Here is a 20,843-nt window from a genome sequence, read left to right on the forward strand (position 1 = left end):
CGTGGGAATGTCTCTGGGAACGATCAGTGTGTCAGTTGAACTCATCCCCAATCGGATACCGGCTGGCGTTGAGGCTTTCCTTGATCTTGCGCAGGTGCGGCTGGAAGTCCACGCCACGGCGCAGGGTCATGCCGGTGGCAAGTACGTCGAGCACGGTGAGCTGGATGATCCGTGAAGTCATCGGCATATAGATGTCAGTGTCTTCGGGCAGCGGGATGTTCAGGCTCAGGGTACTGGCCTTGGCCAGGGGCGAGTCGGCGGCGGTCAGGCCGAGTACCGAAGCGCCGTTCTCCCGGGCGATGCGCGCCACTTCCACCAGTTCGCGAGTGCGGCCGGTGTAGGAAATGATCACGAACAACTCACCGGTGTGAGCGACCGAGGCTATCATCCGCTGCATCAGCACATCCGCATGGGCTGTGACGGCCAGGTTGAAGCGGAAGAATTTATGCTGGGCGTCCAGTGCCACCGGAGCCGAAGCACCGAGGCCGAAGAAGTGGATCTGCCGTGCCTGAATCAACAGATCTACCGCGCGGCTGATCAGGTTCGGGTCCAGCGCCTGGCAGGCGCTGTCCAGGGATGCGATGGCGCTGCCGAAGATTTTCTGGGTGTAGGCTTCAGGATTGTCGTCAGCCTCCACTGCACGGCTGACATAGGCCGCGCCGCTGGCCAGGCTCTGGGCCAGCTGCAGTTTAAGTTCCGGATAGCCGCTGACGCCGAACGAGCGGCAGAAACGATTGACCGTCGGCTCGCTGACCGAAGCGGCCTGGGCGAGGGCGGCGATACTGAAGCGGGTCGCCTGCTGCGGATTGAGCAGGATGATTTCGGCGACTTTGCGTTCAGCCTTGTTCAATTCTTCGAGGCGTTTCTGGATCTGTTCCAGAAGATTTCGCACGCGGTCCATATATGTTCCTTGGGTCGGCTATGCAAATTGGGCCTTTGAAGCGGCCCTCGGCGGTGGCCTATCCTACTGATGGCCTCGACCTACCACCACTCGGAATCTATATTTTGAGTAAATGTTGTGTTTATTACTACATTTTCTCTTGAGTGATGCCTTAAAAAAAGGTATTTGTAGCTTAACTTGATAAAAGAACAAACATCATGCCCTCGATTACGGTTGAACCGTGCACCTTTGCCTTGTTCGGCGCCCTCGGCGATCTGGCGCTTCGCAAGTTGTTTCCTGCTTTGTATCAGCTCGATGGTGCTGGCCTGCTGCACGACGACACGCGGATTATCGCGCTGGCGCGTGAGCCTGGCAGCGAGCAGCAGCATCTGGCATTCATCGAGGCCGAACTGCGCCGGTATGTGGATGCCAAGGAACTCGACGAAGCCGTGGTCGATCGCTTCCTGGCACGTCTGAGTTACCTGCATGTCGACTTCCTCAAGGCTGATGATTACGTCGCCCTGGCCGAACGGGCCGCAACCGCGCAGCGTGTGATTGCTTACTTCGCCACCCCGGCGGCGGTCTACGGTGCGATTTGCGAGAACCTGTCGAAGGTCGGGCTGACTCAGAACACCCGCGTGGTGTTGGAAAAACCCATCGGTTCGGACCTCGAGTCGTCGCGCAAGGTCAACGATGCGGTAGCGCAGTTCTTCCCGGAAAACCGTACCTATCGGATCGACCACTACCTGGGCAAAGAGACGGTGCAGAACCTCATCGCACTGCGCTTTGCCAACAGCTTGTTCGAAACCCAGTGGAACCAGAATTACATCTCCCACGTGGAAATCACCGTGGCCGAGAAGGTCGGTATCGAAGGCCGTTGGGGGTACTTCGACAAGGCCGGCCAATTGCGCGACATGATCCAGAATCACCTGCTGCAACTGCTCTGCCTGATCGCCATGGATCCTCCGGCCGACTTGTCTGCCGACAGTATTCGTGACGAGAAAGTAAAAGTACTCAAGGCACTGGCGCCGATCAGTCCGGAAGGCCTGACCACTCAAGTGGTGCGTGGCCAGTACATCGCCGGCCACAGCGAAGGCAAATCGGTACCGGGTTATCTGGAGGAGGAAAACTCCAACACCCAGAGCGACACTGAAACCTTCGTTGCCCTGCGCGCCGATATTCGCAACTGGCGTTGGGCCGGGGTACCGTTTTACCTGCGTACCGGCAAGCGCATGCCGCAGAAGCTGTCGCAGATCGTCATCCACTTCAAGGAACCGTCGCACTACATCTTCGCCCCCGAGCAGCGCCTGCAGATCAGCAACAAACTGATCATCCGCCTGCAACCGGACGAAGGTATTTCCTTGCGCGTGATGACCAAGGAACAAGGGCTGGACAAAGGCATGCAACTGCGCAGCGGTCCATTGCAGTTGAACTTTTCCGACACCTATCGCAGCGCGCGGATTCCCGATGCCTACGAGCGGTTGTTACTGGAAGTGATGCGCGGCAATCAGAACCTGTTTGTCCGTAAAGATGAAATCGAAGCTGCGTGGAAGTGGTGTGACCAGTTGATCGCCGGCTGGAAAAAATCCGGTGATGCGCCCAAGCCTTATGCGGCCGGGTCCTGGGGGCCGATGAGCTCAATTGCACTGATTACGCGGGATGGGAGGTCGTGGTATGGCGATATCTGAATTCAAACTGCCTCAGGGCGTCAGCGCCCATGAGTTCCTTACTCCGATGCTGCTGGCTGAAGGCCTGGCACTCAATGTAGCCGAGCAGTTGCGCGAGGCCATCAGCGCCCGTGGCGCAGCGACTCTGGTGGTGTCGGGCGGACGCAGTCCGGTGGCATTTTTCCAGTGCCTGGCCAAGCAGGATCTGGATTGGTCAAAGGTCGTGGTCTCCCTGGCCGATGAACGCTGGGTACCGGTGGAGCACGTTGACAGCAATGCCGGCCTGCTCAAGCGTTATCTGTTGCAAGGCCCGGCTGCGAAAGCGCGGTTCCTGAGCCTGTACAGCGCTTCGGCAAACCTGGAAGAAGCTGCGCAGCTGGCAGACCGCTTGTTGGCCGAGTTGCCGACGATCGACGTGCTGGTGCTGGGCATGGGCGATGATGGGCATACCGCTTCGCTGTTCCCCAACAGCCCGAACCTTGGCCAGGCACTGAAGCTTGATGGTTCGCGCCGCTGCTGGCCGATGCTGGCGCCGACCGTGCCGCATCAGCGTCTGAGCATGAGCCGTGCGCTGCTGGCTTCGGCGAAGGTCACTGTTCTGTCTATTTCCGGTCAATCCAAATTGACCACCCTGAGTGCCGCGCTGGCTGGTGACGATATCGCCGTTATGCCGATTCGCGCATTTTTGCAACCTACGTTAGAGATTTACTGGTGCCCATGAGCCAAGGATCAGCCGCTATGACAAACACACTCCCGACCGTTTCCATGGCGGACAAAGTTGCCCTGATCGACAGCCTCTGTGCCAAGGCGCGGATTCTGCCAGTGATCACCATCGCTCGTGAACAAGACATTCTGCCACTGGCCGATGCGCTGGCGGCCGGCGGTTTGACTGCCCTGGAAGTGACCTTGCGTTCGCAGTTCGGCCTCAAGGCGATTCAGCTGCTGCGCGAGCAGCGTCCAGAGTTGGTCACCGGTGCCGGCACTGTGCTGGATCGCAACATGCTTGCCGCTGCTGAAGCGGCCGGTTCGCAATTCATCGTCACCCCGGGCATCACCCGCGACTTGCTCCAAGCCAGCGTCGACAGCCCGATTCCGCTGTTGCCCGGCATCAGCAACGCTTCCGGGATCATGGAAGGCTATGCACTGGGCTATCGTCGCTTCAAGCTGTTCCCGGCGGAAGTCAGCGGCGGCGTCGCAGCGATCAAAGCCCTTGGCGGTCCGTTCGGCGAAGTGCGCTTCTGCCCGACTGGCGGCGTCAGCCCGGCCAATATCAAGAGCTACATGGCGCTGAAAAATGTGATGTGCGTCGGCGGTAGCTGGATGCTGGATCCCGAGTGGATCAAAAACGGTGACTGGGCCCGGATCCAGGAATGCACTGCAGAGGCTCTGGCCCTGCTGGACTGATTGGTTTTACTGAAATCGTTGTTGTTCTACGGCTTTACGGTGCACTTGGTCAGTGCGCCGTTTTTTTTTGCCTGAACAAAAGCCATCTTCGTCAGGTTTTGTATCGCCGCTCAGGGCGCCATCGCGGGCAAGCCTCGCTCCTACAGGTATGCGTAATTTGTAGGAGCGAGGCTTGCCCGCGAAGGCAATGGTGCTGGCAACAAAGACCTAACTGCTCAACTCAATCAATGCCCGCGCCAGTAACCGCATATCTGCTGCCGAAGTGATAAACCCCGGCGTAATCCGAATGCATGGGCCAACCGCCGAGCCGCTGCGTGTCACGGTAAACAGGTTGTATTCGTTGAGCAGCCGCTCGACCATCACCTGCTGATTGGCGTGCCGGGTGAAGCGCATCGAGGTTATGCCGCAATACAGTCGCGGGTCGTCCGGAGTCATTACTTCGATTCCCGGTAACTCGCGAACCTCTCTCACCCACAGATCACGCAAATAATTGAGTCGCGCGCCTTTGGTGGCTGCACCGCCGATGATCCGATGTTCTTCAAGCACCAGCGGCAAGGTCAGCAACGCCGGGATGTTCGGCGTGCTGTAGGCCGTGCGTGAGCGAATGTCGGTGATCGGGAAATGACTTTCGCCCATGTCCGGATCAATGTCGGCCAGACGCTGCGGGGCGATATAGACAAAGCCCAGAGTCAGCGGTGCGCCGATCCATTTCTGCAGATTGAAACCGGCAAAGCAGATACCCAGCTCAACGAGGTTGAACTCAATCTGACCGAGGGCGTGGGCGCTGTCGAGAATCACATCGACGCCATGTTCCCGGGCTGCCGCGGCAATTGCCTGCACCGGCATGACCAGCCCGGTGCGATGGGTCACGTGAGTCAATGCCATCAGCTTCAAACGCGGGTAACGCATGAAGGCGTCGCGGTAGCTCGCCAGCAAGCTGTCGAAGCTGGCGGGGTGGCGATGCTCGATCTCGATCACCTCCACCCCGCGATTGCGCGCCAGCCAACGCATGGCACCTTTGACCGTGTCGTACTCCAGGTCGCTGAACAGCACCTGGTCGCCGGGCTGCAAGGTGTTGTAGTTGCGGACCAACGATTGCAGGGCGTCGGAGGCGCAGCGGGTGAGGGCGACCGCTTCGGGACCGACCCCCAGCAGGTCGGCCAGTTGGCGGCGGATCTGCACGCTTTCGACTTGTTCGAAATGCTGGCGCACATGCACCGAGTTGCTGCGGTTGATAAAAGCGATATTGCGCTGGTATTCATCAACCACGGTACGGCTCATGCGCCCGAAGTAACCGTTTTCCAGGTTGATTGGCCCCGGTTCGATGTCAAAGCGGTCGGCGAATGTCCGCCAAAAAGCTTCGTCGCGGGCGTGGCGGGTATTCTCGGGCATGGGGCGACTCGGTCAGTGGTTAGTGGCCTGTGTGGCTAGTTCTGTTAGTCAACTTCGGCGCCAGAAGCCCATATCCAGCGTTGCTGTTCCTCGCCATAGCGGGCTATGACTCGTCCCAGCGCCTTGGCTATGAACTTCTGGCATCCGAACTTGAGCTAACGAACTAGCCGTACAGGCCACCAGGTTTGGGTTTGCCGTGCTTGGCGCGCAGCGGGTCGAGCAGGTCGGACAAGCCGTTGTGATCAATTTCCTGCATCAAGGCCAACAAGCCGCCCAGTTCTCCGTGAGGAAAACCTTCGCGGGCGAACCAGTTCAGGTATTGGCCGGGCAGGTCGGCAATGATGCGGCCCTTGTATTTACCAAAGGGCATTTCGCGGGTGACCAGCAGTTCAAGCTTTTCGGGATTCATGATGCGGCCGTCTTGATTCAAACATCCTGGAAAATACAGGCATTCTGCATGCGGGCCAATTGGCAGATCATACAGATGGACGGGCAACGGCTGGCGGAAGTGGAGCCGACCTTCAACTGAGGGCTCCTGGCGCAGCGGATTGCGCTAGGGATCGAGCGCGATAAGCTGCCTGAAGGCATCAACCTGAGCGCGGGGATGACCGCTAGCGTGCAGGTGGAGAAGGGCGCGGGTGGGTCGTATTGATCGTTCCCACGCTCGCGCGTCACCAGTGTCCGGGAGTGTGGGAACGATCGGGTCAGCCGATGCTGATCGCCGGCAATGTCGGCAGTGTCACGGTCTGTTGTTTACGCGGCGCCAGGATTTCAGCCTCGCCATCTACCACTAACTCATCGCGTTGGTTAAACACCCGGGTGGCGATGCGTACACGAAATTTCGGTAGTTTCTCGAGAATTTCCAGGCGTACGGTCAGGGTGTCGCCGATCTTCACCGGCTTCTGGAAGCTCATTTGCTGACCGATATAGATAGTGCCCGGCCCAGGCAGCTCGCACGCAACGGCAGCGCTGATCAGGGCGCCGCTGAACATACCGTGAGCGATGCGTTCCTTGAACATGGTCGCGGCGGCGAACTCGGCGTCCAGGTGCACCGGGTTGTGGTCGCCGGACATCGCGGCGAAGAGCTGAATATCACGCTCTTCAACGGTTTTGCTGTAGCTGGCGGTCTGGCCGACTTCGAGGGCTTCGTATGGGGTGTTGGTAACCTGGGTCATCTATCTCAAGTCCTGTGACGAAGTAATTAAATCAACTTATTGATATTAAACAAAAATTATTCAGTTCGTGGTGGCCGACGATTCTTCAATACCTGCTCCAGCCACGCGAGTACATCCCTCGTTACTTCGTCGCGGTTGCTTTCGTTGAACAGTTCGTGCCGAGCCTGTGGGTAGATAATCAGTTGCAGGTACTGGCTTCCGGCCCCGCGCAGCGCATCGACCAAGTCTTTGAGACGTGTGCCGTTGCTCACCGGATCACATTCGCCGCCGATCACCAGCAGCGGCAGGCCCGGATCAATCTGGGCGAGATTGGACGCTTTGCTGATTTGCTGCAACCCGCCCAGCATGTCGATCCATAGCTGGTTCGTACAGCGGAAGCCGCAGAGCGGGTCGTTGACGTATTTGTCGACTTCGTCGCAATCGCGGCTGAGCCAGTCAAAAGGTGTGCGATTGGGTTTGAAGGCTTTATTAAACGATCCAAATGACAGCCATTCGATCAGCGCACTGCGACCGGTGGCACCCTGGCGCATGCGTTCGAAACGAGCGATCAGGCGGGCGACGCGGTAGAGCGCAACGGGCTGAAAGTTTGAACCGCTCAGAATCGCCCCGTGCAGGCTGGCGCTATGATGCAGCAGGTAGGCTTGGGCGATGTAGCTGCCCATGCTGTGCCCGAGCAGCACAATAGGCGTTCCGGGATGCTTCTGGCCAATGTGCTGGTTAAGGCAGGCCAGGTCGCCGACCACTTTGCGCCAGCCGTCCTTGTCTGCGTAATGCCCCGGCACGCCGTGCTCGGCGGTTTTGCCGTGACCGCGTTGATCCAGGGCGTACAACCCATAACCTTGTTTGCTCAACGCTTCGGCCAGGCGGGCATAGCGGCCGCTATGTTCGGCCATTCCATGGGCCAACAAGATCACCGCTTTGAGCGCAGTCTCAGGCAGCCACTGGTTGACGTAAAGGCGGCAGTGGTCACTCGCGGTCAGCCAGAAAGTATCGTGGATCATGGCGATTCCTTTGCACGGGGTCGTTGCATTGTATAGCTCATCAGACAATTGCCGCCTGATCAGGGTGTGCCTCAGCAACAAGATTCACGCTATCAATGACACGCCGGCGTGTATTTGCCTGAATCGCTATAGCTGCTAACGTCCGAAGAGCCCCGCCTTTCAAAGAAGCAGAGATGCGGCCCGGACACGCTCAGGTAAAGAGGACAAGAACAATGCAACCTGAATTCTGGAATGACAAACGCCCGGCCGGCGTTCCCCTGGATATCGATCTGGGTGCCTACAAGTCGGTGATCGAGGTTTTCGAGCGTTCCTGCAAGAAGTTCGCTGATCGTCCAGCATTCAGTAATATGGGTGTGACCCTGACCTACGCTGAGCTGGAACGCTACAGCGCAGCATTCGCCGGTTATCTGCAAGCGCACACTGATCTGGTCGCTGGCGATCGGATTGCGATGCAGATGCCCAATGTCCTGCATTACCCGATTGCCGTGTTCGGAGCGTTGCGTGCCGGGTTGATCGTGGTCAATACCAATCCTCTGTATACCCCGCGTGAGATGCGTCATCAGTTCAAGGATTCCGGTGCCCGGGCACTGGTTTACCTGAATATGTTCGGCCAGAAAGTCCAGGAAGTGCTGGCCGATACCGAGATCCAATACCTGATCGAGGCGAAGATGGGTGATCTGATGCCCAGTGCCAAGGGGTGGTTGATCAACACCGTGGTCGACAAAGTGAAGAAGATGGTGCCGGCGTACAGCCTGCCCCAGGCCATTTCGTTCAAGAGCGCGCTGCGGCTGGGACGTGGTCATGGCATCAAGCCGTTAACCGTCAGCCTCAACGATGTCGCGGTGCTGCAATACACCGGCGGCACTACGGGGCTGGCCAAGGGCGCGATGCTCACTCATGGCAACCTGGTTGCCAACATGCAACAGGCGCGGGCTTGCCTGTCCCAGCTCGGTGCCGATGGCCAGCCGCTGCTCAGGGAAGGCCAGGAGGTGATGATCGCGCCATTGCCGCTGTACCACATCTATGCCTTCACCGCGAACTGCATGTGCATGATGGTGACCGGTAACCACAACGTTCTGATCACCAATCCGCGGGACATTGCCGGCTTTATCAAAGAGCTGAAAAACTGGCGCTTCTCGGCGCTGCTGGGACTCAACACCTTGTTCGTTGCGCTCATGGATCACCCGGATTTCAAGACCCTGGATTTTTCCAGCCTCAAGCTCACCAATTCCGGTGGTACCGCGTTGGTCAAGGCCACTGCCGAGCGTTGGCAGGCAATGACCGGTTGCCGCATTACCGAAGGTTACGGGCTGACCGAAACCTCGCCGGTTGCGTGTACCAACCCTTACGGCGACAAATCGCGGCTGGGCACGGTCGGTCTTCCGGTGCCGGGTACAACGCTGAAGGTCATTGACGATGACGGCGTCGAGCAGCCACTGGGCGAGCGCGGTGAGCTCTGCATCAAAGGCCCGCAAATCATGAAGGGCTACTGGCGGCAAGTGGAAGCCACGGCGCAAATTCTGGATACCGAAGGCTGGTTCAAGTCCGGTGACATTGCGGTGATCGATCCGGACGGTTTTGTGCGGATCGTCGATCGCAAGAAAGACATGATCATCGTGTCGGGTTTCAACGTGTACCCGAATGAAATCGAAGACGTGGTCATGGCCCATCCGAAAGTCGCCAACTGTGCGGTGATCGGTGTACCGGACGATCGTTCGGGCGAGGCGGTGAAGTTGTTTGTGGTCGCTCGCGAGTCGGGTGTCAGCCTTGAAGAGCTGAAGGCTTACTGCAAGGAAAATTTCACCGGCTACAAAGTGCCGAAGCACATCGTGCTGCGCGATTCGCTGCCGATGACACCGGTGGGCAAGATCCTGCGACGGGAGTTGCGCGATATCGCGTAATATTTTGTAAGTAGAGTGCGGGATCGATCGATCCTGAAATGATCGCAGCCTGCGGCAGTTCCTGCGAGATCAGTGCTCATCTCAATTTCATGGGTGAACACGGTCGGCGTAGGAGCTACCGATAGGTTGTGATCTTTTTTTTGGTTGATAAATACAGCTGAAACTACCGTTCTAGAGCGATTGACGAGCTTATAGAATTTTTGCTCTAAAAGTGACTATTGAGTTTTCTTAAGTCATATTTGTGACTGGTAAGGCCTTCTTTGGCTCTAGTCGGCCATTGGCAAAGCTGCTACTCTCGGCCCGCTTTGTGACTTCTCGGCCTAAGTAAAAAGCCAGATTCACCAATACATACACCAATAATAATCGCACTAAATGCGGTGATGAATTCGCGTTGCTGAGGAGTGGGCTTCCATGATCGAAAACTTTTGGAAGGATAAGTACCCAACTGGGATTGCTGTCGAGATCAACCCAGACGAGTATCCGAATATTCAGGCGGTGTTGAAGCAATCTTGCCAACGCTTCGCCAACAAGCCGGCCTTTAGCAACCTTGGCAAGACGCTCACCTACGGTGAACTGTACGAATTGTCGGGCGCTTTTGCCGCTTACCTGCAACAGCATACCGACTTGCAGCCAGGCGATCGAATCGCCGTACAGTTGCCAAACCTGCTGCAATACCCGATCGCCGTGTTTGGTGCCATCCGCGCCGGTTTGATCGTGGTCAACACCAACCCGCTGTACACCGCGCGGGAAATGGAACACCAATTCAACGACTCCGGTGCCAAGGCGCTGGTCTGCCTGGCCAACATGGCGCACCTGGCGCAAGCCGTGGTGCCCAAGACCTCAGTCAAGCATGTGATCGTTACCGAAGTGGCCGACCTGCTGCCACCACTCAAGCGCCTGCTGATCAATAGCGTCATCAAGTATGTGAAGAAGATGGTCCCGGCGTACCACTTGCCCAAGGCCATCAAATTCAACGACGTGTTGAGCAAAGGTCGCGGCCAGCCAGTCTCTGATGCCAACCCGGCCAGCGGCGATGTCGCAGTACTGCAATACACCGGCGGCACCACTGGCGTGGCCAAGGGCGCGATGCTAACCCATCGCAACCTGGTGGCGAACATGCTGCAGTGCAAGGCGCTGATGGGGTCCAACCTGAATGAAGGTTGCGAGATTCTGATCACACCGCTGCCGCTGTACCACATCTATGCCTTCACTTTTCATTGCATGGCGATGATGCTGATCGGCAACCACAACATCCTGATCAGCAACCCGCGCGACCTGTCGGCGATGGTCAAGGAGCTGTCGAAGTGGAAGTTCAGCGGCTTTGTCGGCTTGAACACGCTGTTTGTGGCGCTGTGCAACAACGAGGCATTCCGCCAGCTGGACTTCTCTGCGATGAAAGTCACTCTGTCTGGCGGCATGGCCCTGCAACTGGCCGCTGCCGAGCGCTGGAAAGCCGTGACCGGTTGCTCCATTTGCGAAGGTTACGGCATGACCGAAACCAGCCCGGTGGCCACGGTCAATCCGATCCAGAACATCCAGATCGGCACCATCGGCATTCCGGTACCGTCCACGGTCTGCAAAGTCATTGATGATGCGGGTGTCGAACAGCCGCTGGGCGAAGTGGGCGAACTGTGCGTCAAGGGTCCACAAGTCATGAAGGGTTACTGGCAGCGTCAGGAAGCCACTGACGAAATCCTCGACAGCGAAGGCTGGTTGAAGACCGGCGATATCGCGATCATCCAGCCAGACGGTTATATGCGCATCGTCGATCGCAAAAAGGACATGATTCTGGTCTCTGGTTTCAACGTCTATCCGAACGAACTCGAAGACGTGCTGGCGACTTTGCCGGGCGTGTTGCAGTGCGCAGCCATTGGCGTGCCGGACGAGAAATCGGGCGAAGCGATCAAGATTTTCATCGTCGCCAAACCGGGCGTGACCTTGACCAAGGAGCAGGTGATGCAACACATGCGCGCCAACGTCACCGGCTATAAAGTGCCGAAAGCCGTTGAGTTCCGCGATGCGCTGCCAACCACTAATGTGGGCAAGATCCTGCGCCGTGAACTGCGCAGCGAAGAACTGAAGAAGCTGGGCGCGAAGGCGTAAACAGGCTGTAAAACACAAAGCCCGCCGAGTGCGGGCTTTTTGCTGCTAGCGTTTGCCTGTTATGCAGCCTTTCTCATCGAACACGATTTGAGCGCTGCGACCTTTCTTTGCGTTGTAGCGATAGCTCGTGGTCGCATTTCGAATGCTGATTTTGTCTGGCTTGCCGAGTGCGCTTTCGACTTCCTGTTGGCTCATGCCAGGTACGATTCGTTGATTGATGATTGCCTGGCGGCGTTCTTTGGCGCTGAGCAGGCTTGCACAAACGTCATCGGGCTGCCCGACAATGACCGGCTCCTCTTTTGCTGATTTCGCTCTGAATATTTTCAGGGGGCTGCTCTTCGAGGAAGCAGCCTTGACCCCGCTCGGAGCAGGATTGGCCACATTCTGAATTCGAAGTGTCTCTTGTGGCGCGCAACCCTGGGAGGTGAAGGTGACATGGCCGTCAGCGTTTTCGCATCGCTGCACAGTCGTGGCGCTTGCTTGCGACGCTAGCCAAAGCAGGGCGAGGTACAAGAGCGAGGTCTTTCTCAGTGGCATGCGACGTCCTCCGTGACGGTCCCGAAACAGGATAGACGGTACTTTTTTGGCCCCGGGTGTGTTTTCTTTTCTGAATGAGTCGTCGCAGCTCTACAGATTCGGACAGCGATCAGGATTGCGTTGCAAGCGCTTGTTCTTGCCGAGATTTTTTAGCGTTAAACGACATCAAGCGGTGTATCATTGCGCCCGTCAGCCCCGCCGGGGCTTGTGGAATACCTCCATGGACTTACCCAGTAGTTACTCAGTACCCCGTTTTTACAATCATGAATTGACTGATTGATCCTTCCGGCGTGCCCCGCTGCTGGGAGTGGAGTTCGCCTATGTCTGAAGTTGAAGTAAAGAAAACGCAAGAAAGTTTGCAAGACCGCCTCGCTCAAGTCGTTGAGCTGCTGCAGCGCCAGCGGGTAGTCGAAGACCTGACTCATCGCCAGGAAGGTCATCATCACGACCGGGTCGAGAACCTGGTTCACCGGCAAAACCTTGTCGAGTTGCAGCGCAAACTCGATGACCTGCACTCCGCCGACGTTGCCCACATCCTTGAAGCCTTGCCGCTTGCAGAGCGTCTGACTGTCTGGCAACTGGTCAAGGCCGAGCGCGACGGCGATATCCTCCTTGAAGTGTCCGATTCCGTTCGCGAAACGCTGATCGCCGACATGGATGATCACGAGCTCCTGGCGGCTGCCAAGGAGATGGATGCCGACGAACTCGCTGACCTGGCGCCAGAGCTGCCGCGAGACGTCGTCCACGAACTGATGGAAACCCTCGATGGCCAGCAGCGTGAGCGTGTCCGCTCCGCGTTGTCCTATGACGAGGAGCAGGTCGGTGCGCTCATGGACTTCGAGATGGTGACTATCCGTGAGGATGTCAGTCTCGAAGTGGTATTGCGTTACCTGCGTCGGCTCAAAGAACTGCCGGGTCATACCGACAAGTTGTTCGTGGTCGACTACGGCGGTGTGCTCAAGGGCGTGCTGCCGATCAAGCGGTTGTTGGTCAACGACCCGGACAAACAAGTATTGGATGTCATGGCCAGCGATCCGGTGAGTTTTCACCCGGACGAAGATGCGTACGACGCCGCTCAGGCTTTCGAACGTTATGACTTGATTTCGGCTCCTGTGGTCGACAAGAACGGCAAACTGATTGGCCGTCTGACCATCGACGAAATGGTCGACCTGATTCGTGAAGAGAGCGAAAACGAAGTTCTCAACATGGCGGGTCTGCGTGAAGAGGAAGATATTTTTGCCTCAGTCTGGAAGTCCCTGCGCAACCGCTGGGCCTGGCTGGCAATTAACCTGATTACCGCATTTGTCGCCTCTCGAGTGATCGGTCTGTTCGAAGGCTCCATCGAGAAGCTGGTGGCCCTGGCTGCTTTGATGCCGATTGTTGCCGGTATTGGCGGCAACTCGGGTAACCAGACAATTACCATGATCGTGCGCGCCATGGCGCTGGATCAGGTCAGCACCGGCAACACCTCACGCCTGATGCGCAAGGAACTGGCCGTCGGATTGATCAATGGCCTGGTCTGGGGTGGGGTGATCGGTGTGGTCTCCTACTTGCTGTATGGCAGTTGGTCGCTGGGCGTGGTGATGACCGCAGCGATGACCCTCAATCTGTTGCTGGCGGCGTTGATGGGCGTCCTGATTCCCATGACACTGGCGAGATTCGGGCGTGACCCTGCAATGGGGGCGAGCGTGATGATCACCGCCATGACCGACAGTGGCGGGTTCTTTATCTTCCTTGGGCTGGCGACGATTTTCCTGCTTTGAATCTTCCCTGCACAGTCTTACCGTTTGGCGGGCTGTGCGATTCTCCTTATATTCATTCTTGATGGGTCTTGAGCAGGGCGGTGCATGCGCCCTGCGACATGATCGGTTGTGCCGAATTTTGGGCAAAAAAAAAGCCAGCGCTAGGCTGGCTTGAACTTTCAGGGTGGAATCAGGAGGCGTCTGCTGCCATTTCGGCGTCATGGGCGATCAAGGAGACCAGTGCGTTTTGCTGACGATGTGAGAGTTGGCGGAAACGTTGAAGCAGTTCGCGTTCATGGAGTGACAGTTCCGGACTGTCCAGGCGCATGCTCAATTCTTCGCCCAGCGCGCCTTCCTGAATCAGGCTTTGCTCCATGCGCGCGATGATTTCAGAATTCATGCTGCGATGATGATTGCGAGCCACCTCGGCGATGCGTTCACGCATTCCATCGGGCAGACGCACGACGAACTTGTCAGCCGTGCGGCTGGAATAAATTGCCTGTTTCAATGGGCGCATATATTTAACCGGTTAGTTCAGGGGAGCGGTTTTCGGAATTGGCCGCAAGATGTCTGTTAGGACAAGCTTCACAACCAAATGTTCAACCTGAATTGTTAAGAGGCCCGCATCATGCCTCATAAATGCCAGATCGTTGGCGTCAATTCTATGACAAATATTGAGCTGGATAAAGGCGTTATGCCAGCACTAATTATCAGAAATGCGCATTGGTTTGAAAAGATTACCCTATGCGGCACATCTGACCGCTTCCAATTGCCTGACAGGAGGTGTCTGAAGCCTCCGGAGCGAGCATTTTATGCGGATTCGATCATTTATCCTTTTTGTATAGGATAGTGGCAAATGGCCGATTTACTAGGCATGCAAGCGACTAGAGACGTTACCGAGATGCCGGGCAGACTGATTTATTTGATGGGCCCGTCGGGGGCGGGTAAAGACAGCCTTATCGATGCCTCCCGCGAACCATTGCGCAGAATTGGCTGCGATGTGGCGCGACGAGTCATTACGCGCTCGGCCGAGTCCGCAGGGGAGGATGCCATGGGTGTCTCTCAAGCGGAGTTCGAGCGACTCAAGCAGCAAGGAGGTTTTGCCTTGTATTGGCACGCCAACGGTCTCGGTTACGGAATCCCGGTCCAGATTGATGAATGGCTGGCCCTCGGGCGCAATGTACTGGTCAACGGCTCCAGAGAGTACTTGGCTGAAGCGCGCAAGCGTTATCCGACATTGCTACCTGTTTTGTTATCGGTGAAGAGCGAGGTTTTACGTCATCGCCTTGTGCGACGCAGGCGTGAAAATGCCGAGGAAATTGAAGCGAGGCTGAAGCGCAATGACCTGTTTCTCGCCAGCGGATCCTCAGGCGACGGCGCTCCTGTCATACGGCTGGATAACTCCGGAGAATTGTCTGTCACTGTCGAGCATTTCCTCGGGCTGCTGGTGCGGGAGGGCGTCAGTGATGGCTTTTTGTATTGATGCCGTTTTCACGATCGCCGACGCGGCGGTCCTGCGCTGGCTCTGACCTACACTTAAAAAGCCCTATAGACGACATGACAAATGCCGGCTTGGCCGTTAACATGCACGCCATCCTTCGCACCGCGCATGTCTTTGCGGTCGCCCTATGTCTCAGTAGCTCAATTGGATAGAGCATCCCCCTCCTAAGGGGAAGGTTGGCAGTTCGAACCTGCCCTGGGACACCAATAAAATCAGTTACTTAGCGTAATCCTTCGCTGATTATGCCGACCCGATCTCATATCCAGTCCCCCACTTCTCCAAGCGCTCAAGCTTTTGGCTATCAGCTTTCAGCGGATTGGACTGGCTCAGGCTGAGCAGAAACTTAACGTCGTGTCCGGGATTAGTTGAACACTACACCCCGCCGTCACTCCATTTTTGACGTCCTCCTCCGCCCGACCGCCAGTCGGCTTTTCCGTGCGCGGGTTGACGCTCGGCCAAAGCGAACTAGCTTTATTCATATGGGAATTTTTCCCACGCCAATGATTAAGGAGAAAAATGTAAGGGTGAGGGGCTGCTTCCAGGTATGCGGCTCTCGGATGGCATTGGCTCTGCTCGCGGTAAATCACCAGGAGAGACAAGATGATGGCTCATATGCGTTTCAAGAAGGCTTTATTGGCGTTGGCAATTGGTGGAGTCCTGTCGGCTTCCATCGTTCTGGTACCTGATGCTATTTCACATAGCTCAAGTGCATATGCCAAAGACAGTGGTGGAAGCGGTGGCGGTGGAGGTCACGGCGATGGCGGCGGTGGCGGAGGTGGCAATGGCGGCGGAGGTGGTCATAGTGGCAGTGGCGGCAGTGGCGGCGGTGGTGGCAGCGGTGGTGGTAATGGCGGCGGAGGTGGTAATGGTAGTGGTGGAAATGGCGGTGGCCACGGTGAGGGTAATGGCGGTACTGGTCATTCCGGTGGATTGGGCGGGAATGGAGTGGGCAACGGGCTAAGCGGCGATCATGCTGAAAAGGCTGAAAAGGCTGAGAAGGCTGAGAAGGCTGAGAAGGCTGAGAAGGCTGAGAAGGCTGAGAAGGCTGAGAAGGCTGAGAAGGCTGAAAAGGCTGAGAAGGCTGAAAAGGCTGAAGAAAAGGCTGAGAAGGCTGCAGAACAGGCAGCAGAAAAGGCTGAGAAGGCAGCAGAACAGGCAGCAGAAAAGGCTGAGAAGGCAGCAGAACAGGCAGCAGAAAAGGCTGAGAAGGCTAAAAAGGCTGAAGAGCAAGCTGCAGAACAGGCTGAAGAAAAGGCTGAGAAGGCTAAAAAGGCTGAAGAACAGGCTGTAGAACAGGCTGAAGAAAAGGCTGAGAAGGCAGCAGAACAGGCAGCAGAAAAGGCTGAGAAGGCTAAAAAGGCTGAAGAACAGGCTGCAGAACAGGCTGAAGAAAAGGCTGAGAAGGCTAAAAAGGCTGAAGAACAGGCTGCAGAGCAGGCTGAAGAAAAGGCTGAGAAGGCTAAAAAGGCTGAAGAACAGGCTATAGAGCAGGCTGAAGAAAAGGCTGAAAAAGCCGTTCAGGGATAGAGGCCTCAAAGGCAACCATTTCGGAAGTACACGCAATCACGTCGGCGGCGAACCCGACGCTGATAACAGCGGAGACTGACGGAATTTAATGGCATCAAACAAAGGTCCGGGGACTGGTTTTGTATGAGGCGTTTGCGCGCAGCAGGTCAGTCCCCGTCAACCAAGCGTCATAGATGAGTACAGTGGTTGGGCCTGAAAATTGGCAGGGGGTAACGCGGCACAAGCCGCTCATGGGATTTTTTCCCGCACCGCTATACTGCGTTTATCTGTCTAGGAATGCACTGAATGCAACCGCCTACCCTGCCTGCTTCGCTGCTAAAAGCCCTTCGGCAAGTCATGCGGCCTCTGGTACGCCTGATGCTCCGCAAAGGAGTCACCTATTCGGTGTTCGCCGACCTGCTCAAGGAGGTCTTCGTCGATGTGGCGGATCGTGAATTCCGCCTTGACGATAAAGCCCCGAGCGACAGCCGCATCAACCTGCTCACCGGGGTTCATCGCAAGGATGTGCGGCGCTTGCGCAAGACAAGCGACACGACTTTTACCGCTCTTCCCGAAAACATCACCCTCGGTGCGCAATTGGTCAACACCTGGACCAACAGCATGCCCTTCTGTAATCACTCCGGCCAGCCATTGCCCCTGCCGCGACTAGCCAGTGTCGGCGGCGACTGCTCCTTCGACGCTTTGGTAGCGAAAATCAGCACGGACATCCGTGCGCGGGTGGTGCTGGACGAATGGCTGCGCCTGGGCGTCGTCCGTCTTGACGAGCAAGATCGCGTCCACCTCGAAGTCCAGGCCTTCGTGCCGCAGAAGGGCTTCGATGAGAAAGCAGCGTACTTGGGTCACAACCTGCACGATCACGCCTGCGCTGCGGTGCACAACCTGAGCGGGGAAGGTCCGGCCTTTTTTGAGCGTAGCGTTCATTACGACGCGCTGGTCCCGGCCAGCGTCGACGAGTTGCGCGAGGCCGTCGCCAACGAGGGTATGCAGGCCCTGTTAGGTTTTAACCGGCTCGCCACTGAACTCGAAAGCCGTGACCTGCCCAGTCCCGAACCGCGCCAGCGCATTACCATCGGCCTTTACTTCTACACGGAGCCTACCGAACCCATTTCGCCGAAGGCCCCCCAACCATGACTGCCAACCTACGCCTTTTTCGTGCCATCACCATCGCCCTGGGCCTTGGACTTCCCGCTCTGGTGCAGGCCGCGCCGGCCTGCGTCAACCAGGATGGCGTGGGTATTGTCAGCGCGCCGATCACGCAGCTTCCGGGTGGCATTGGTGGCACTGGCGCGAAGCCTGGCGGCGTGGGTGGCACCGGTAACCAAACCGAAAATGGTGGGATCGGCGGCACTGGCGCGCCGATCATGCAACGTCCGGGAGGCATCGGCGGCACCGGTGCGTTGGCTGGCGGCGTGGGTGGCACCGGCATTCGCACCGAAAATGGTGGGATCGGCGGCACCGGCGCGCCGATCACGCAGCGTCCGGGAGGTACTGGCGGCACCGGTATCGTCGGCACGATCACCGGGTTCGCCTCGATCTGCATCAATGGCTTGGAAGTGCACTTTGCCAAAGACGTGCCGGTCAGCGAGAACGGCATCGCCGCCAACAGCGCCCAACTGGAGGTGGGCCAAGTGGTCGCAGTGTCGGCGGTCACCTCTCCGCGAGGCCTGGAGGCAGAGGGCATCTCGATCTTGCACATTTATGAAGGACCTTTGACGGCCCTCCCGAGCGCTTCGGCGCCACTGCAGGTCATGGGGCAACCGGTGCGCCTCGCCAGCGGCGCGCGGGTCGCTGAAGGTCTGCGTCCGGGCGAGCCGGTACGGGTCAGCGGGCTGCGCAATGCCCGTGGCGAGGTGGTGGCCAGCCGCATCGACCGGGCGCCCGGCCTCAGGGACGCCAGTGCCATCGGCTCGATTGATCGCACCGGCAGTCTCCAGGGGCTGAAGCTGAGCAATCACCCGGCGCCGGCAGAAGAAGTGCTGGTGCGCGGCCACTGGTCCGGTCGCGAGCTGAACGTCGCCCAGAGCCGCCCCGACCCGAGCCTCGCCTTCGTCGGCCAGGTACACCAGGCGGTGATCGAAGGTCTGGTGCAGGGGCGGCAGGACCGGCACTTGGTTGTTGGCGGCTTCAACGTGACGCTGGAGCGCGACACAGTGTTTGTCGGTGGGCAACCCTCCGAACTGGCACTGGATCGACGCGTGCGGGTGAGCGGTGTGTTCAGCGGTGCGCGCGAGGTACGGGCAACGCGTATCGAGTTCCCTCGCGAGCGCTCCGATACGCCAGCCAGGAACCAATCCGGGCGAGTCAGAGCCACTGACGGCGACACCGATCATAGAGCGGACGACTCGGGCGACAACAAGAGCGGCCGCACTGAGAGCGATAACGGCTTGCGCAGCGAAACCTTCCACGGGGACGACGACCGCCGCGAGGGCACCGAGAAGCTGGAACAACCAGACAAAGTTGAGAAGGTCGAGAGAGTCGAACGACCAGAAAAGGTCGAGAAGGTCGAACGACCAGAAAAAGTCGAGAAAGTCGAACGACCAGAAAAAGTCGAGAAGGTCGAGAAAGTCGAGAAGGTCGAGAGGGTCGAGAGGGTCGAGAAGGTCGAGAAGGTCGAGCGTCCTGAAAAGAAGAATTAAACAGTGCGTCATGATGCACTATCGTCATAGGTAACTAGGCTGGATAAGTCCCATCGCGCTTGCGCCATGCCACCGCAAAGATGACACGTGCTATCCGTACGTGCCTATTGGTGGCCGCGCTTTGCAGAAACAAAAAATGCTTTGTGAGCTTCGATGACTGGATACACGAGGTGAACATGAAATCCAAGCGCACCCTGCTCGCCAGCCTGCTCGCCAGCTTAACCTTGCCGGCCTTGGCCAATACATTCAGCACTTCGATCGGCGTCGACTACTCACGAGGTGACTATGGCACCGGTACTACATCCGAAATCTGGTACGTCCCGCTCGTCGGCAAGTACGAAACCGGACCCATGACGTACAAACTCACCGTTCCCTGGCTACGCATTACCAACCCCTCGGTCGGCCCTGATGGCGAACCGTTGCCGGGCGGATGCGGCAAAATGGAAAGCGGTCTCGGAGACACCATCGCCAGCGCCGACTATGCCGTGCTCGACGGTAGTCAGGGCAGCGTGCTGTTGAATCTGGTTGGCAAGGTCAAGCTCCCCACTGCCGACGAGGACAAGTGCCTGGGCACCGGAAAAACCGACTACTCCGCCCAGGTCGACGTCGCCAAGGCCTTTGGCCCGGTGACCGGGTTCGCCACCCTGGGCTGGAAGAAGTTCGGCGATCCGTCCGGCACCAACTTCAACAACCCGATATTTGCCAGCCTTGGCTTCGCCATACCAGTGGCCGCGCTCACCACTGTGGGCGCCTCCTACGACTGGCGGCAGAAAGTCGTCTCGAGTGGCGACCAACTCAAGGAGCTCACCCTCTTCGTCACTCAGAAGCTCAACCAGCACTGGAAGATCCAGTTGTATGCGGTAAAGGGCTTTTCCGACGCTAGCCCGGACGCGGAGGGTGGGCTGCTGCTCAACCACACTTTCTGATTGTAGTAACCTGGACTCCTTTGGCGTTGGTGGCATCCATCACGTTTTTCCCGGTCGGCAGTGCTTTTCAAAAGCTGGCTTTATATTCTTATCCAGAGGCTGAACATGGAGTGTTTGCGGTCCCGCGTTGGGTTGCCAGTGTGCGGCCGTTGCAAAGGGACGGCTGCAAGGGAGGGGTGTCCGCTATGGCGCCTAAGCACACATATATAGAGAGAAGGGTGTGCGACTTAGGCCGAGATTTTTTGTGGTACAGCATTCATCGCCTGCTGACAAGAGATGATGGAGGCTGGCTAAGCATTTGAAGTCTAAAGAGAAAATTTGAAAAATTTTGAAATAATTGCTTGACGGGGTAATTGGTATCTGTAGAATGCGCACCTCGGTTGAGACGAAAGATCTTAACCAACCGCTCTTTAACAACTGAATCAAGCAATTCGTGTGGGTGCTTGTGGAG

General features: G+C 57.4%; 20 protein-coding genes, 1 tRNA gene and 1 pseudogene. 14 read left to right on the forward strand and 8 right to left on the reverse strand.

Annotated elements, in window-relative coordinates:
• Positions 1-31: 31 nt before the first annotated feature.
• The gene (locus AC07UI_RS08925; protein WP_494992155.1) at positions 32-892 is read right to left on the reverse strand and encodes a MurR/RpiR family transcriptional regulator; all 861 of its coding nucleotides are present in this window, start codon (positions 890-892) and stop codon (positions 32-34) included.
• 206 nt (positions 893-1,098) lie between these two features.
• Between AC07UI_RS08925 and zwf the strand changes: the two genes are divergently transcribed.
• From zwf to AC07UI_RS08940, 3 genes are read left to right on the forward strand one after another with little or no spacing between them, the layout of a single operon-like run.
• Positions 1,099-2,568, forward strand: coding sequence for a glucose-6-phosphate dehydrogenase (zwf, locus tag AC07UI_RS08930; RefSeq protein ID WP_494992119.1), 1,470 nt, complete (start codon positions 1,099-1,101; stop codon positions 2,566-2,568).
• Positions 2,555-3,268, forward strand: coding sequence for a 6-phosphogluconolactonase (pgl, locus tag AC07UI_RS08935; protein WP_494992120.1), 714 nt, complete (start codon positions 2,555-2,557; stop codon positions 3,266-3,268). The genes zwf and pgl overlap by 14 nt, the downstream gene beginning before the upstream one ends.
• Before the next feature lie 17 nt (positions 3,269-3,285).
• Positions 3,286-3,951: a bifunctional 4-hydroxy-2-oxoglutarate aldolase/2-dehydro-3-deoxy-phosphogluconate aldolase gene (locus AC07UI_RS08940; RefSeq protein WP_494992121.1), complete on the forward strand. Its 666-nt coding sequence runs from the start codon at positions 3,286-3,288 to the stop codon at positions 3,949-3,951.
• A gap of 207 nt (positions 3,952-4,158) precedes the next feature.
• Here the strand turns inward: AC07UI_RS08940 and AC07UI_RS08945 are convergent, their stop codons facing one another.
• Positions 4,159-5,343: an aminotransferase class V-fold PLP-dependent enzyme gene (locus AC07UI_RS08945; protein ID WP_494992122.1), complete on the reverse strand. Its 1,185-nt coding sequence runs from the start codon at positions 5,341-5,343 to the stop codon at positions 4,159-4,161.
• A gap of 163 nt (positions 5,344-5,506) precedes the next feature.
• Complete coding sequence (locus tag AC07UI_RS08950; RefSeq protein WP_489075735.1) at positions 5,507-5,752, reverse strand: DUF3820 family protein; 246 nt, start codon at positions 5,750-5,752, stop codon at positions 5,507-5,509.
• Positions 5,753-5,830: 78 nt separating this feature from the next.
• On the opposite strand from AC07UI_RS08950, the pseudogene AC07UI_RS08955 reads away from it, so the two are divergent.
• Positions 5,831-5,995: pseudogene (locus AC07UI_RS08955) on the forward strand (HlyD family secretion protein); the annotation flags it as partial.
• Positions 5,996-6,047: 52 nt separating this feature from the next.
• Here the strand turns inward: AC07UI_RS08955 and AC07UI_RS08960 are convergent.
• Both AC07UI_RS08960 and AC07UI_RS08965 read right to left on the reverse strand, forming a co-directional pair.
• Positions 6,048-6,518: a MaoC family dehydratase gene (locus AC07UI_RS08960; RefSeq protein ID WP_020295762.1), complete on the reverse strand. Its 471-nt coding sequence runs from the start codon at positions 6,516-6,518 to the stop codon at positions 6,048-6,050.
• Between the two features lie 56 nt (positions 6,519-6,574).
• Entirely contained in the window at positions 6,575-7,519 is a 945-nt protein-coding gene (locus AC07UI_RS08965) for an alpha/beta hydrolase (protein WP_494992123.1), read from the reverse strand.
• Between the two features lie 212 nt (positions 7,520-7,731).
• Between AC07UI_RS08965 and fadD2 the strand changes: the two genes are divergently transcribed.
• Together fadD2 and fadD1 are read left to right on the forward strand one after the other, a co-directional pair.
• Positions 7,732-9,420, forward strand: coding sequence for a long-chain-fatty-acid--CoA ligase FadD2 (gene fadD2, locus AC07UI_RS08970; RefSeq protein ID WP_494992124.1), 1,689 nt, complete (start codon positions 7,732-7,734; stop codon positions 9,418-9,420).
• 411 nt (positions 9,421-9,831) lie between these two features.
• Positions 9,832-11,523: a long-chain-fatty-acid--CoA ligase FadD1 gene (gene fadD1, locus AC07UI_RS08975; protein ID WP_494992125.1), complete on the forward strand. Its 1,692-nt coding sequence runs from the start codon at positions 9,832-9,834 to the stop codon at positions 11,521-11,523.
• A gap of 45 nt (positions 11,524-11,568) precedes the next feature.
• Here fadD1 and AC07UI_RS08980 read toward each other — a convergent pair whose 3' ends face one another.
• On the reverse strand, positions 11,569-12,060 hold the full coding sequence (locus AC07UI_RS08980; protein WP_494992126.1) for a DUF4124 domain-containing protein: 492 nt from the start codon (positions 12,058-12,060) through the stop codon (positions 11,569-11,571).
• Between the two features lie 320 nt (positions 12,061-12,380).
• On the opposite strand from AC07UI_RS08980, the gene mgtE reads away from it, so the two are divergent.
• Positions 12,381-13,823, forward strand: coding sequence for a magnesium transporter (gene mgtE, locus AC07UI_RS08985; protein ID WP_494992127.1), 1,443 nt, complete (start codon positions 12,381-12,383; stop codon positions 13,821-13,823).
• 169 nt (positions 13,824-13,992) lie between these two features.
• On the opposite strand, the gene AC07UI_RS08990 is transcribed toward mgtE, so the two are convergent.
• Complete coding sequence (locus AC07UI_RS08990) at positions 13,993-14,319, reverse strand: Arc family DNA-binding protein (RefSeq protein ID WP_133837973.1); 327 nt, start codon at positions 14,317-14,319, stop codon at positions 13,993-13,995.
• 384 nt (positions 14,320-14,703) lie between these two features.
• Here AC07UI_RS08990 and phnN point away from each other — a divergent pair, with 384 nt between their 5' ends.
• From phnN to AC07UI_RS09025, 7 genes are all read left to right on the forward strand, one after another.
• Positions 14,704-15,285, forward strand: a complete 582-nt coding sequence (phnN, locus tag AC07UI_RS08995) for a phosphonate metabolism protein/1,5-bisphosphokinase (PRPP-forming) PhnN (RefSeq protein ID WP_494992156.1) — start codon at positions 14,704-14,706, stop codon at positions 15,283-15,285.
• Between the two features lie 147 nt (positions 15,286-15,432).
• Positions 15,433-15,509, forward strand: a tRNA-Arg gene (locus tag AC07UI_RS09000).
• A 479-nt stretch (positions 15,510-15,988) separates the two neighbouring features.
• The gene (locus tag AC07UI_RS09005) at positions 15,989-16,264 is read left to right on the forward strand and encodes a hypothetical protein (protein ID WP_494992128.1); all 276 of its coding nucleotides are present in this window, start codon (positions 15,989-15,991) and stop codon (positions 16,262-16,264) included.
• Positions 16,249-16,830, forward strand: coding sequence for a hypothetical protein (locus tag AC07UI_RS09010; RefSeq protein ID WP_494992129.1), 582 nt, complete (start codon positions 16,249-16,251; stop codon positions 16,828-16,830). The genes AC07UI_RS09005 and AC07UI_RS09010 overlap by 16 nt, the downstream gene beginning before the upstream one ends.
• A 285-nt stretch (positions 16,831-17,115) precedes the next feature.
• Entirely contained in the window at positions 17,116-17,961 is an 846-nt protein-coding gene (locus AC07UI_RS09015; protein WP_494992130.1) for a DUF6502 family protein, read from the forward strand.
• The gene (locus tag AC07UI_RS09020) at positions 17,958-19,466 is read left to right on the forward strand and encodes a DUF5666 domain-containing protein (RefSeq protein WP_494992131.1); all 1,509 of its coding nucleotides are present in this window, start codon (positions 17,958-17,960) and stop codon (positions 19,464-19,466) included. Before AC07UI_RS09015 ends, AC07UI_RS09020 begins: the two co-directional genes overlap by 4 nt.
• Before the next feature lie 176 nt (positions 19,467-19,642).
• The gene (locus tag AC07UI_RS09025; RefSeq protein WP_494992132.1) at positions 19,643-20,392 is read left to right on the forward strand and encodes a hypothetical protein; all 750 of its coding nucleotides are present in this window, start codon (positions 19,643-19,645) and stop codon (positions 20,390-20,392) included.
• Positions 20,393-20,648: 256 nt separating this feature from the next.
• Here AC07UI_RS09025 and AC07UI_RS09030 read toward each other — a convergent pair.
• Positions 20,649-20,843: hypothetical protein (locus tag AC07UI_RS09030; protein ID WP_494992133.1), on the reverse strand; the 195-nt coding region annotated here is incomplete at its 5' end.

The sequence above is a fragment of the Pseudomonas sp. GW821-FHT04C07 genome (genome assembly GCF_059420325.1).

What these genes read in the sequence shown, in the direction of transcription:
- AC07UI_RS08940 (WP_494992121.1), top strand. Translation starts at nt 3,286, where the DNA reads ATGACAAACACACTCCCGACCGTTTCCATGGCGGACAAAGTTGCCCTG.
- AC07UI_RS08980 (WP_494992126.1), bottom strand. Translation starts at nt 12,060, where the DNA reads ATGCCACTGAGAAAGACCTCGCTCTTGTACCTCGCCCTGCTTTGGCTA.
- AC07UI_RS08960 (WP_020295762.1), bottom strand. Translation starts at nt 6,518, where the DNA reads ATGACCCAGGTTACCAACACCCCATACGAAGCCCTCGAAGTCGGCCAG.
- AC07UI_RS09025 (WP_494992132.1), top strand. Translation starts at nt 19,643, where the DNA reads ATGAAATCCAAGCGCACCCTGCTCGCCAGCCTGCTCGCCAGCTTAACC.
- zwf (WP_494992119.1), top strand. Translation starts at nt 1,099, where the DNA reads ATGCCCTCGATTACGGTTGAACCGTGCACCTTTGCCTTGTTCGGCGCC.
- fadD2 (WP_494992124.1), top strand. Translation starts at nt 7,732, where the DNA reads ATGCAACCTGAATTCTGGAATGACAAACGCCCGGCCGGCGTTCCCCTG.
- AC07UI_RS08950 (WP_489075735.1), bottom strand. Translation starts at nt 5,752, where the DNA reads ATGAATCCCGAAAAGCTTGAACTGCTGGTCACCCGCGAAATGCCCTTT.
- AC07UI_RS08945 (WP_494992122.1), bottom strand. Translation starts at nt 5,343, where the DNA reads ATGCCCGAGAATACCCGCCACGCCCGCGACGAAGCTTTTTGGCGGACA.
- fadD1 (WP_494992125.1), top strand. Translation starts at nt 9,832, where the DNA reads ATGATCGAAAACTTTTGGAAGGATAAGTACCCAACTGGGATTGCTGTC.
- phnN (WP_494992156.1), top strand. Translation starts at nt 14,704, where the DNA reads ATGCCGGGCAGACTGATTTATTTGATGGGCCCGTCGGGGGCGGGTAAA.
- AC07UI_RS09015 (WP_494992130.1), top strand. Translation starts at nt 17,116, where the DNA reads ATGCAACCGCCTACCCTGCCTGCTTCGCTGCTAAAAGCCCTTCGGCAA.
- mgtE (WP_494992127.1), top strand. Translation starts at nt 12,381, where the DNA reads ATGTCTGAAGTTGAAGTAAAGAAAACGCAAGAAAGTTTGCAAGACCGC.
- AC07UI_RS08965 (WP_494992123.1), bottom strand. Translation starts at nt 7,519, where the DNA reads ATGATCCACGATACTTTCTGGCTGACCGCGAGTGACCACTGCCGCCTT.
- AC07UI_RS09005 (WP_494992128.1), top strand. Translation starts at nt 15,989, where the DNA reads ATGCTATTTCACATAGCTCAAGTGCATATGCCAAAGACAGTGGTGGAA.
- AC07UI_RS08990 (WP_133837973.1), bottom strand. Translation starts at nt 14,319, where the DNA reads ATGCGCCCATTGAAACAGGCAATTTATTCCAGCCGCACGGCTGACAAG.
- pgl (WP_494992120.1), top strand. Translation starts at nt 2,555, where the DNA reads ATGGCGATATCTGAATTCAAACTGCCTCAGGGCGTCAGCGCCCATGAG.
- AC07UI_RS09020 (WP_494992131.1), top strand. Translation starts at nt 17,958, where the DNA reads ATGACTGCCAACCTACGCCTTTTTCGTGCCATCACCATCGCCCTGGGC.